Source organism: Spirosoma horti (genome assembly GCF_054776595.1).
This window is the reverse complement of the sequence record NZ_BAAHBQ010000001.1, coordinates 975180-986712: the sequence shown is the minus strand read 5'-3', so window position 1 is coordinate 986712 and position 11533 is coordinate 975180. Positions and strand designations below refer to the sequence as shown.

The following is an 11533-nucleotide window of genomic DNA, read 5'->3' as shown; positions in this document are numbered from 1 at the left end:
GCAAAAAACTAAGCAGTTATCGATGCTCAAACGACGGAAAAGTCATATTTTTCAGCGAGTACAAAGCGGTTAAAACCGTCTCATCTCTTTTCACCCGCATCTGTCCACTTTCGGTTGACGACGTACAATGACCCGGTACAGAAACATAGCCCATTCGCTGGTGAATCAATACTGGCCAGTAACGCACGGGCGTCCGCTTCTGTACTCACGACGCGTGGTAAGCCAAGAATCGGGCATTAGGAAGTCGAGATCCGTACGCGTCCAGTCAAGAATCGGCATGAAATTATAGCAAATCGTATCGATACCTGCTTGTGCCAGATTGACAATCGATTCCTTATAATTGTCGATATAGCGATGAAAATCGCCCGTTCGCGTTTTGATCGCTTCGTGAACGGGTAGGCCCTCTACGACCGACCAGCTTAACTGATGGCTTTCGATCAGCGTTTTTCGGTCTTGTATTTCCTCAACAGGCCAAACGTCGCCATTGGGGATATGATGGAGAGCAGTCACGATACCAGTGGCGCCTGCCTGGAGCACATCGCTAAGTGATACGGGGTCATCCGGACCGAACCACCGCCAGGTTTGTTCAAGCATACTAGGAGTCACTAACTTGATTGGGATTCGATTTCACTATGTTGGCTACCGAATAAGTTTATAAAAACCGACTGTCGCCGTATCGGCAACGACGCCATTCGATTTTTGGTAGATAAAATAGGCTTCCAGGTTTCGATGGCTCTTTAAGAATGAGAAAGCTTGGGGCAACCCCATTGCCAATAAAGCATTGTCGTATCCGTCGGCGTTGATGGCATCATGCGCCACAACCGTGACGCTAATGAGTTCATTTCGTGTGGTGTATCCTGTTTTTGGGTCGATTATGTGCGAAATCCGGTTAGGGCCAATCTGCCGATACTTCCGGTAATTACCCGACGTAGTAACAGCTCCCTGACTCACTTCGATTACTTTCTGAATCGACGCAGATTCGAACTCGTTTTTGGTTGGTGTCTGAATGCCAATCGACATGGGTGTATTTTGCGGATACTTTCGCCCCTTTACGCGGATCTCACCACCCACTTCAACCAGATAATTTCGAATGCCCATTTTTTCCAGATAATTGGCAATCACATCGACACTGTAGCCCTGGGCAATTCCGTTGACGTCGATTTTAGTACAGGGTACTGTTTTGCTCAGCTTATTCCGGGTTAACCGAAGTTTATCCGAACCCACACAAGCAAGTAAGGAAGTAATTGTGGCGGAATCGGGGAGCGTCGAAACCTGCTCGGAACCAAAACCCCATGCTTTGACGAGCGGGTAAACAGTGATATCGAACACGCCACCCGTTTGCTTGAAAATCTCCAGTGATTTTTGAATGACCTGCTGAAGATGCGTATCCGTTTCGACTCCCGTATCTGACTGGTTAAACTGGCTGATGAGTGATGTGGGTGAATAGATGGAAAGTGACTGATCGAGTCGATTGAAAATACTATCAATCTGCTGATGCTGTATGGTTTCGTTCTGACTGTAATACGTTATGGTGTAGGTTGTTCCCTGCGCCAGTCCGGTTAGCTGAAACGGTTTTAATTCTGCTGGCTTTTGAAATTGAGTAAAGCCGCACAGCACGGCCAATAGGCTGCACTGAAACATTACTTTTTTCAGCCTCTTTAATCGCAGTCGACTCATTTAGGAAACGCTTAGTGCAGGCATCTGCTGCGTCCGCAAAAACTCCGCAACAAACTGATCGTCATGTAAATATGGATATGCTACGTAGACTCGGTCAATTTCTTCCATCTGCCCCGGCGATAATTCCTCGGCTGGGTCCAGGCACCACCGGCCATCCAGTAACCCCTGCCGACGTAACACTTCGTGAATACCCGGAATGCAGCCGTGAAACCCATGGGCCGGGTCAAAGAAGGCGGCATTTGTATCCGTAACATCGATGTTACGAGTCAGTAATCGATCCATACCAAATTGTTCCTGAGTTCGGCAGACGTTAATTTCATCCAGGAGTTCGACCGCTTTTTGCGTCCATACCGCCCAATGCCCGAGCAATCCCCCCACGAAGTTTTTCTCGACCGCTTGTCCATCTACCGTAAAGCGATAGGTGGTTAGTAGGTCGGCAATGATGTTATCGTCATTACCAGTGTAGAGCGCAATCTCATCCCGGCGGCTGGAATGGCAAACTGCACGGACCACATCCAGCGTTTGATAGCGGTTAAAGGCCGCCACTTTAATCGCTTGCACATTGGGTATTTCGGCAAATTGTTGCCAGAATTCGTAGCTAAATATTCGTCCGCCCACAGATGGTTGTAAATAAAACCCAAAAACCGGAATGACCTCGGCTACAGCTCGAACACGGTCCAGAATAGCGACTTCTGTCCAGCCCTGCAAGCCCCCCATGCTTAGTAACCCCAGATCGTAGCCGTATTGAACAGCCAGACTGGCTTCATGAAGGGCCTGATCCGTTGGGCCGCAAATACCAGCCACCTTGATAAACGGACGGTCAAGCTGGGCGGAATCAACTTCTTCAGCAGCTAGTCGGAGGACGGTTTCGTAGAGATTGATCTTCGGATCACGGATGGCAAACTGGGTTGTGTGGACACCCACGGCCACGCCACCGGCGCCACTTGCCATATAGTAACGCGTTAGGTTTCGCTGGCGAGCTTCCTCTAACTGGCGATGTTGATTCAGGGCCAGCGGGTGAGCCGGAATAACGGTGCCAGCGTGTAACAACGAATGAATGTCGGGACGTAATGCTGCTGATGTCATCGCTTAAAACTTGCCGTTTCGTTCTTGAAAATGGGTTGGTTTACTCAGTAATTTTCCTCCTCCCTGTAACCAGGCAATTGTTAACTCCATCATTTGACGTAGCGTAACGCGGGGATAGCCAAACAAACGATGTGCTTCAGAAGCATTGCTCAACAGAGCTGTAGGCTGTGGTTCGTTGATGAATACCGGCGTTTTATCCAGCATCAGACCAAACTGTTCGGCTACCCACTGAATCGAGACGGTTTCTGGACCGGTGACGTTCAGGAGTTTAGCGGGTGTACTGCAATGTCGTAACGACCGAATTGCAATCTCGTTGGCGTCGCCTTGCCAGATGACGTTTACATTGCCCATTTTTAAATCAATCGGCTTCGCTGCCGCAACTGATTTGGCAATTTCCAGCAATACACCGTAGCGCAAATCAATAGCATAGTTCAGTCGATAAATCAGGGTTGGGGTGCTGTTTTTCTCCGAGAAGTACTGAAATACACGCTCGCGTCCCAGGCACGACTGCCCGTATTCGCCAATCGGTTCGGGTGTTGTCGCTTCGGTTGCCCCACCCGATGTTACTGCCGTAAAGGGATATACGTTACCCGTTGAGAAGGCGACGATGCGTGAGTTCTTATATTTCTCGGCTATCCGACCCGGTAAGTAGGCATTCATGGCCCACGTAAAGGCTTCTTTACCCGTTGTGCCAAATTTGGTTCCGGCCAGATACAGCACATTCGCAACATTAGGTAACGAGGCCAAATCCGCTTCGTTCAGAAAATCTGCTGCGATCGTTTCGATGCCATTGGCCTCTAGTTCTACCTGAAGCTGTTTTTCCGAAAAGCGGGATACTCCAATAACGCGTTTCCGTATACCGGCCTGATCGATTGCGGCCTTTGCCAGTCGTGCCAGACTCGGCCCCATTTTACCACCAACGCCCAGGATGATGATATCACCATCCAGTTCATATAAATCAGCAATCAAAGCCGCCGACGGTTTGATTAATTCCTGTTCCAGTGTTTGTAAATCGTGCATCGTATGTTGATTTTCTTCAACTAGTTGAAGAACAGTTGATTGATGTTGCTGATGGCAAGCGATAAAATCACAAGTAGCCCGGCTGCACCGGCAATTTTGACCGGCAACGTGTTTGTATACTGCCCCATAATTTGGCGGTCATTGGCAATGGTGTACATAGCGATGCCGATAAAGGGAACAACCAGAATTGTAATACTCTGCGCAAAAATGATGAGCTGAAGAGGTAATTTGCCAAAGATCATTGCGATAGTCGCCCCAATCAGCATCACGGTCGCAATCAGGTATTTAACGCGAGTTGACCCCAGCTGACTTCCGTACCCTAAGGCATCGCCGAGCAACGTACCGCCTACGGTGGCATTCCCTACCAGCGACGAAAACGAAGCACCAAATAAACCGATTAAAAAGAGCACCGACGCGTATTGACCGAAAATCGGGGCCAGAGCCAACCCCATATCGGACGCGCTGGTTACTTTTAGTCCCTTCGGATGCAGCACCGCTGCGGCACAGATGAGCACCGTAGCACTCATTAACCCCATCAGCGTCATGCCCGTAATGGTATCAACTTTTTCATTTCTAATAGCCGGATTGACCCGTACACGTTCCTGCACCAGATACGATTGATAGAACGCACCGACAATTGAAAAGCAGGACGCTGTAAAGGCGATAATCAACCCTAACGATCTTGTTGGAAAGCTTGGTTTTAATCCTGTTACTACATCGGAATAATCAGGACTCGATAACGCCAGGGTTACCAGAAAACACAGGAGCATTATACCGATCAGGAGAATCATGAGTTTTTCAAGAACCTTATAGAACGTTCGGAAAAACAGTAAGCCGATGCCCATCACGGTAAATAAGGCAATCCAGGCATTTACAGGCGTGTGGGTTGCTTCGGCAATTGAAATGCCGACCCCAACGGAGTTACCTGCCTGAAACGAAGTGGCTACCAGAAACACACCAATGCCTACGGCAATAGCTACAGAGTTTCCCCATTTCTGCCGAATCGTTGCCAGCATCGATTGATTGGTCGCTAAGCCGATTCGGGTGGCCATAGCCGTGAAAATGATCATGAAAAAGATTGCTAAGACAACGATCCAAAGCAGGGAATAACCGTATTCGGCACCCATTTTGGACGTAATGGTCATTTTACTGGGACCAAAAACCAGGGCGGCTGTAATGATACTAGGACCCAGCGAGGATAGCCATTTCAGCAGGCCATTACTGGGATTTCGGGTATCTGGCGAGGTAGTAACTGGCTTGATAGATTCATTGGATAAGGCCATATTCTATGGAATTTAAATGGGTTATACAGAATATTCCGGTTTCCAGAACTGAACAGTTTCGGTATCGGCAGCGGCATTGCCCATGTGGATGGAAATGGACCCGTCGCGACCCGTTTCCACATTGGAGATGGGCTGCTTTTTCGTTTTGATACAGCTAAAAAAGTCCTGGAGGGCGTAGGTAGTGGGCTCCAGATTTTCGTCGCCCGGCTTGCCAAATTTAAGTTCAACACCCTTCCCCTGCGTGGTTACAGCCAGCGTTGCGCCCGTCACACCATCCACGGTTCCTTTAGCATTGTTGGTCGATTCGGCGTAGATAAAGGCTTTGTCGCGCAGGATTTCAACGGTCGCTTTGTCGCCCAGAATACGGATGCTGTAACCGTTATAGGCATTGGAAAGGACCGATGTCACGCTGGCTTTTACCCCGTTTGGATAGTCGTAGACGGTTCGGATGTTGTCGAACGTATCACGTCCATCTTTCCAGTAATTGATACCGCCCAGCCCGACTACCTTGGTTGGGTGAGCATTCAGCATAAAATTGACGACATCGATCTCATGCGCACACAATTCCGACAAAGGTCCACCGCAGTACTCCCGGTGCATGCGCCAGTTGATGGCCCGTTCCAGTTTGGGGTCGCTTACCGGAAAACGCCAGTTGGAATTTCGGTTATACTGACACTCGAAATGAGTGATTTTGCCCAGCCAATTCTGATCGATCACTTCCTTTACCCGGTGATACAGACCATAATAACGGTATTGATACCCGACCTGGAAAATCAGGTTAGACTCCCGTACTTTTTTCACCAGATCAAGTGCCTGCGGAATATCGTACGTCATGGATTTCTCCAGATAAACGTGCTTTCCGGCTTGCAAGGCCGCCACTGCCATCGGGTAATGTAGGTAAAGCGGAGTGGCGATGATGACGGCATCGAGGCTTTTATCGTCGAGCAGCTTGCGGTAATCCGTATACGCTTTGGCTCCTTTGGCGGCCAGACTCATGCCTTTTTGCAAGTGTTCGGGAATGGTGTCGCAACAGGCTACGAGTTCGATGCCCGGCATTTTCTGTATAAGCGTTGCCAATCCAGCTCCTCGGGCTCCGGTTCCAATCATACCCAAGCGAATGACATCGGCTTTGGAAACCGGCCTGGCCCAGGCAGACGAACCGACGAGGGTTAATCCGGTCAAGGCCGTCATCCCCGTGGCTATAAAATGACGGCGGGAGGTAGTGTTATTTGCCATTGGTTTGAGGGAAATCAGTTAGGGTCAGGCTCTTTGTTTTCGCCAGGCGTTCGTACAACAGGCGTGGTTTAATCGTTCGCCAGTAGGTTTCCTGTTCCAGCTCAGCCGGGTGATAATACGCCTTGTTTAGTGTGGTGAAGCGACTACTAAGTTTTTTTGAATCGGCTATCAACGTTTTTAAACGGGCAAGTATCGCTGGGGTTTGCGCAGTTGTGAAACGCTCATCGTTCACTTCCTTTTCGATTAGCTGATACGTCAGATACTCTAGCCGGATGTCTGTCATGAGCCGGTATTGCTCGAATTCCTCTTTGTTTTTGGAAGGCGTTAAAGCATAGAGTGTTTTGGCTGCCCATTGCACGCTGTCTCGTAATGTCTGGATGGTCATTGGCTTAGGAGAAGCTACCTGCCCCTGCCTCACTTCATAGGGAGCGGTTATCAATGCCTGCCAGAACTTCATGGCCTGGTCTTTCGAAAAGCCGTAAGTCGCGTTCGTATAGGCCTGGATAAACTGCTGAACATCTAAGGGTTGCGTTGTTTTTATGCTTTCGCCATAGGCCGCCAGGAGCATATTAAAACCCGATAGGGGATACACATGCCGAATCGCATAGAGGTCAACAATATCGGTGCCGGATTCAAAGACAGGAGAGTACAACCCCGATGTTGACCAGGATGTCATCACAAGTCCCTGATAACCCAATTGTTTCGTCATTGGAATAAAATCCCGAATGTTTTTAAAATGCTTTTCCCACTGGGTCACAAAGTAGTTGTCGGGACCGCTCCGTAGCGCGGGTGCTCCCCAGATTTCGAGGCCCGTTTCAATCAGTTTTTTTGGGTCACCAAACCGGTTCAGGGCCCAGCCATAATTCCAGTCGACCAGAATGGTTTCCTTCGGCAAAAGCGATAAGGCTTCAGGGTGTTTGAGCGCAATATCGGCCCACAGAACCGGGCGTTTGCCCAGACTGGTCACAATGTCACACAGCATCTTTATGTGATCGACGAACAGTTTGGATTTACCTTCCTTAGCGGCTTTTTCCTGGCATTTGTGGCAGTGACCCAGTAAATACGTTTCATCCCCGCCGATGTGAAAATAAGGAGATTTATGCGTAGACACCAAATCCGTGAACAGCTCCGTGAATAACGCTTTATTCGACGCACTTTCGATGGGACATACCTGCGAAAAGTCTTTTTGGTCTTCCCGTATCGCCGTATACCGAGGATTACGCAAAATGTACTCGACATGCCCAAAACTCTGTTGCAACGGTATGACATCGATCCCCAAGCTAGTGCAATAGGAAATAAAAGACGTTACCTGCGACCGGCTGTAGGCGTATCGGTTGGGAATCATGGGGTGCTTTTCGAACGGATAAGTGGCTTCCCATTCCATGATCAGGGTATTTATGCCCTGTTTCTGCAATTTCTGCGCCAGCTCTTTCAGGGCAGGCATGGTCATCACCTGGATGCGTAAGTCGAGGTGAAAGCCTTTTACGGGTGATTTTGGGACAGGCTGACTGGTCTGCTGACTCAAAGCTGGATGAATAACCAGCCACATCAACAGCCAGACTACTAAGGTTTTTCTCATGGTTCGTTTTGCCGGAATGATTAGCGCCAGCTTTTCAATTTGTGCCCATATACGGCATAAAACAGCAGGTAGAGATAGCAGGGGAGGAGTACCCAATAGGCTTGCCGAAGGGAAAAGCTATCCGCAAAATACCCGTATACCAGTGGCATAATCGCGTTTCCGCAGAGGCCCATAATCATCAGTGATCCACCTGCTTTGGTGAACCGGCCCAGCCGAGCCAGCGCTAACGGCCAGATGCCCGCCCACACCAGCGAATTGGGTAAACCCAAACTCACTAGAAACCAGAATGATAGCTTCATGGAGTGGCCAAACAACGTGAGGTTCCCCGGTGCAAACAGAATCCCCAAACTAAATAATACGCCCAGCAATGTACAGATACGCAGTGCGTTGACTTGTCGCATGAAGCGGGGAATGGTAATGATACCAATAAGGTAGCCGCAGATGGTTGCGAACAGAATGTACGACGGAAATCCCTTGGCTTCCAATAGCGAAACACCCATCGAACTCGCATAACCAATGACAGTGTCAATCGCGATAACTTGGGAACCGACGTGAAAAAAAATCGCTAACGCACCTAATACCAAATGCGGGAATTGCAGCACACTCGATTTGTCCGAATTAGCCGCAAATATTTCTTCGCTTTCGTGTTCGGTATCGATCTCTGGCAGAGAGGAGAAGCGGATGAACAAACCAAGGCCAAACAGCACGGCACTCACACAGGCATATGGAACCATAACGCGCCGGATCAGTTCGTCCAGGGCTATGCTTCGGTCGCCGGGTGCCATGAGCGGTAGTTGCTTGAATAACTCGGCATCGGAGGCTCTCAGAATCACAGCAGCGAACAGTAGGGGGGCAACAATACCAGCCGTTTTGTTACAGATGCCCATAATACTGATCCGCTGGGCAGCCCGCTCAATTGGACCCAAAATGGTCACGTAAGGGTTCGACGCTGTCTGTAGAACGGCCAAACCCGTGCCGATGGTGAACAGCCCCAATAGAAAAAGGCCGTATGTTCGGGTATAAGCCGCCGGCACGAAGAGCAGTGCCCCGAAGGACATGATGAAAAAGCCGACCATCATTCCCTGTTTGAACCCCACTTTTTTTAGCAGTATCGACGCGGGCATGGACATCACCAGATAAGAGATGTAGAATGCGAAGGCGACCAGATAAGACTGGAAATGAGTAAGCTCACACGCTATTTTAAAGTAAGGAATCAGGATCGAGTTGATCCAGGTAACAAAGCCAAACACAAAAAACATGACGCCAATAATCAGGATGGGGCCAATTGTGCTTTGCCTTACGCCAGGGGTACTGTCCAGTGTGTTTGTTGTAACCATATGTCGATGCCAGAACGGAAACCTGTTAGTTCAATGTTTTAAATTGAGTTTATTACCCACGAGCTGAAGCCCGTGGGTAAAAACTTTTATTGCCCGTAAGAATCCGTATCCACATACAACGTACAATCCGGGTGCTGGCGCAGGATAGAGGCCGGGCAAGCTGTTGTAATGGGCCCGTTCAACATCGCTTGTACTGCCTGATGCTTCGTCTTGCCGGGAACCACGCAAAAGAGATGATCGCCGGAAAGCAACGTAGGAATTGTTAACGTCAGGGCTTCTTTCGGAACGTCGTCGAACGTAGCAAAACACCCGTCATTCACTTGTTGCTGCCGACAAATGTCGTCAAGTTGTACGCGCTTGATGATTTCAGTGTCATTGAAATCAGCCACAGGGGGGTCATTGAAAGCCAGGTGGCCATTCTCGCCAATGCCTAAACAAACGATGTCGATGGGACCCTGCTCAAGCAATTGTTTGTACCGTTGGCAGGCGGCATCCGCTCCCTCCGAATCGTCGATAAGATTGACCGTGCGGGGCGAGACTTTCGCAAATAATTTCGTGTTCAGAAAATAGGCAAATCGTTCGGTGGCATCTGCGGGCAACCCTACGTATTCATCCATATGAAATACGTCAATTCGGGACCAGTCGATACCTTCGGCACTGGCCAGAAAATCCAGCATTTCATTCTGGGAAGGGGCTGCCGCAAACACGATGCGTAGACTTTCCTTTTCGGTAAGTAGCTCCTTTATTTTAGCCGCTACGTCCTTTCCAGCGGCAACGCCCATCGCCTGTCGGGTGTCAAAGACGCACACGTGCAGGGCATCTACCTGCTCTATTGTTGACTTCATTCTACTGTGTCCTGTTAAATTGAAAGTTGATTCTGGCTCAATACAATAGCCTAAAAGTTAGGGTTTTGTACAAGATTAGTATTCAGGGTTATTTCGGTTTGTGGAATCGGATAAAGGAGGAATTTGTCATCAATTGTCCGATTATACACCCGTTTCTGAACCTCTTTATATCGGCCCAACCGAAGCAGGTCGAATCGTCGAAGTCCTTCGGCACTAAATTCCCAGCCCCGCTCGTTCACCAGCGCGGTAATAAAATCCTCCTTTGTCGGGGTCGTTGTCAGACTCAGTTTGCTAATTCCAGCGCGCGTCCGCACGGCATTGATGCCGTCGAACTTGCTGGGGTCCCCCGCGTTCAATTGATTCAGCGCTTCTGATTGCATCAACAGTACATCGGCGTACCGTAAAATGAGAGTGTTGTTGCGGGCGCTGTTTCCCTGGCGCAATGGATCGCGAAACTTGATATAGTACGCATTAGCCAATGTTTGCGTCCCGGCCTTCTTGGTCATCGTCCAGTTTTTACGGATGGTGTCGGCGGGAGCAAAAGAATTGTAGAACCATTCTTCTACGTAAAAGGCCTGGTTGCCATCCAACGACGCGGGTAAATGCATCCGTGGGGTAATGTTGCCCGCATTCGGCGGCAGATCGAACTGAACCGAAAAGATATGTTCGGGACCATTTTCAGTCGCAATATCGAACACATTGGCATACGGCACCAACGAATACACTTTTGAATTAATGACCCGATTCGTTGCGTCCAGTGCCGACTTGTAATCTGTCGTTTCAACAGCCGATGACGCAGCACGAGTCAGATACACCTTTGCCAACAGCGAAGCCGCTGCCCCGCTGGACACGCGCCCTTTTTCACCCGCCGTGATTTTATTCTCGGGAACACAGTTGGCTTCGGCGAAAGTCAAATCCTCGATGATTTGTTTGTAGACATCTTTAATAGGTGAACGAGCCGGTTTCAGGCTCCCGTCGGCTCCCGTTGGTTTCGTCAGCAAGGGAACGTCACCATAGCTACGGACGAGGTCAAAGTAAGCCAACGCGCGCAGAAACCGGGCGTTGCCCTCGATGTTGGCGCGACGAGCCGCATCCATCTGGATTTTTGGTACATTGGCAATGACGTCGTTCGCCCGGTTGATCATCAGGTACGAATAGGTCCACCAGTTGCTGATCTCGGCATTCGTCGAGGTGTAGCTCACTTCATCCAGTTCCGGCCGACCAGCCTGCGGATTGCCGACCTTCATTAAATCGCCGGTTAGCTCCGACAAAATCCAGAAAGTCCGGGCATAATACAGGCCGTTTTGCATAAGGCTGAACACCCCGTTCAGGGCTGTTGTCGCGTCGGCTTCACTGCTGTAGAAGTTATTGGTGCTGATAAAATCGTAGGGCTCCTCCTTAAGAAAATTTTCGCAGGAAACGATGGTGAGGGAAAGGACTCCCAGTAGGATCAGAATACCTTTTTTCATG

At 49.5% G+C, this 11533-nt stretch carries 10 protein-coding genes and 1 pseudogene; all 11 read right to left on the bottom strand.

The window, feature by feature from the left end; genetic code table 11:
* Nucleotides 1–80 precede the first annotated feature (80 nt).
* The 11 genes and pseudogenes from ACYVAM_RS04125 to ACYVAM_RS04075 all read right to left on the bottom strand — a co-directional run bounded on the left by ACYVAM_RS04125 (nucleotide 81) and on the right by ACYVAM_RS04075 (nucleotide 11532).
* Nucleotides 81–209, bottom strand: a complete 129-nt coding sequence (locus ACYVAM_RS04125; RefSeq protein WP_461064186.1) for a hypothetical protein — start codon at nucleotides 207–209, stop codon at nucleotides 81–83.
* 19 nt (nucleotides 210–228) lie between these two features.
* Nucleotides 229–594, bottom strand: a pseudogene (gene uxuA / locus ACYVAM_RS04120) (mannonate dehydratase); the annotation flags it as partial.
* Between the two features lie 45 nt (nucleotides 595–639).
* Nucleotides 640–1641 carry an FAD:protein FMN transferase gene (locus ACYVAM_RS04115; RefSeq protein WP_461064184.1) on the bottom strand — a complete coding sequence of 334 codons (1002 nt, stop codon included), beginning with the start codon at nucleotides 1639–1641 and terminating at the stop codon, nucleotides 640–642.
* Nucleotides 1642–1677: 36 nt separating this feature from the next.
* Nucleotides 1678–2763 carry a dihydrodipicolinate synthase family protein gene (locus ACYVAM_RS04110; RefSeq protein WP_461064182.1) on the bottom strand — a complete coding sequence of 362 codons (1086 nt, stop codon included), beginning with the start codon at nucleotides 2761–2763 and terminating at the stop codon, nucleotides 1678–1680.
* Nucleotides 2764–2766: 3 nt separating this feature from the next.
* Nucleotides 2767–3783 carry an NAD-dependent epimerase/dehydratase family protein gene (locus tag ACYVAM_RS04105; RefSeq protein WP_461064180.1) on the bottom strand — a complete coding sequence of 339 codons (1017 nt, stop codon included), beginning with the start codon at nucleotides 3781–3783 and terminating at the stop codon, nucleotides 2767–2769.
* A 20-nt stretch (nucleotides 3784–3803) separates the two neighbouring features.
* On the bottom strand, nucleotides 3804–5066 hold the full coding sequence (locus ACYVAM_RS04100; protein WP_461064178.1) for an Nramp family divalent metal transporter: 1263 nt from the start codon (nucleotides 5064–5066) through the stop codon (nucleotides 3804–3806).
* A 21-nt stretch (nucleotides 5067–5087) separates the two neighbouring features.
* Entirely contained in the window at nucleotides 5088–6302 is a 1215-nt protein-coding gene (locus tag ACYVAM_RS04095) for a Gfo/Idh/MocA family protein (protein WP_461064176.1), read from the bottom strand.
* Nucleotides 6292–7881 (bottom strand): beta-N-acetylhexosaminidase, encoded by a 1590-nt coding sequence (locus ACYVAM_RS04090; protein ID WP_461064174.1) that lies wholly within the window; start codon nucleotides 7879–7881, stop codon nucleotides 6292–6294. Before ACYVAM_RS04090 ends, ACYVAM_RS04095 begins: the two co-directional genes overlap by 11 nt.
* 20 nt (nucleotides 7882–7901) lie before the next feature.
* The gene (locus tag ACYVAM_RS04085) at nucleotides 7902–9218 is read right to left on the bottom strand and encodes a sugar MFS transporter (protein WP_461064172.1); all 1317 of its coding nucleotides are present in this window, start codon (nucleotides 9216–9218) and stop codon (nucleotides 7902–7904) included.
* 86 nt (nucleotides 9219–9304) lie between these two features.
* Nucleotides 9305–10063 carry a glucosamine-6-phosphate deaminase gene (locus tag ACYVAM_RS04080; protein ID WP_461064171.1) on the bottom strand — a complete coding sequence of 253 codons (759 nt, stop codon included), beginning with the start codon at nucleotides 10061–10063 and terminating at the stop codon, nucleotides 9305–9307.
* Between the two features lie 50 nt (nucleotides 10064–10113).
* Nucleotides 10114–11532, bottom strand: coding sequence for a RagB/SusD family nutrient uptake outer membrane protein (locus ACYVAM_RS04075; protein WP_461064169.1), 1419 nt, complete (start codon nucleotides 11530–11532; stop codon nucleotides 10114–10116).
* Between the last annotated feature and the right edge of the window lies 1 nt (nucleotide 11533).

Excerpts from the sequence above, each read along its gene's own strand:
- ACYVAM_RS04110 (WP_461064182.1), bottom strand. The coding sequence starts at position 2,763 with ATGACATCAGCAGCATTACGTCCCGACATTCATTCGTTGTTACACGCT.
- ACYVAM_RS04075 (WP_461064169.1), bottom strand. The coding sequence starts at position 11,532 with ATGAAAAAAGGTATTCTGATCCTACTGGGAGTCCTTTCCCTCACCATC.
- ACYVAM_RS04115 (WP_461064184.1), bottom strand. The coding sequence starts at position 1,641 with ATGTTTCAGTGCAGCCTATTGGCCGTGCTGTGCGGCTTTACTCAATTT.
- ACYVAM_RS04090 (WP_461064174.1), bottom strand. The coding sequence starts at position 7,881 with ATGAGAAAAACCTTAGTAGTCTGGCTGTTGATGTGGCTGGTTATTCAT.
- ACYVAM_RS04095 (WP_461064176.1), bottom strand. The coding sequence starts at position 6,302 with ATGGCAAATAACACTACCTCCCGCCGTCATTTTATAGCCACGGGGATG.
- ACYVAM_RS04100 (WP_461064178.1), bottom strand. The coding sequence starts at position 5,066 with ATGGCCTTATCCAATGAATCTATCAAGCCAGTTACTACCTCGCCAGAT.
- ACYVAM_RS04105 (WP_461064180.1), bottom strand. The coding sequence starts at position 3,783 with ATGCACGATTTACAAACACTGGAACAGGAATTAATCAAACCGTCGGCG.
- ACYVAM_RS04080 (WP_461064171.1), bottom strand. The coding sequence starts at position 10,063 with ATGAAGTCAACAATAGAGCAGGTAGATGCCCTGCACGTGTGCGTCTTT.
- ACYVAM_RS04085 (WP_461064172.1), bottom strand. The coding sequence starts at position 9,218 with ATGGTTACAACAAACACACTGGACAGTACCCCTGGCGTAAGGCAAAGC.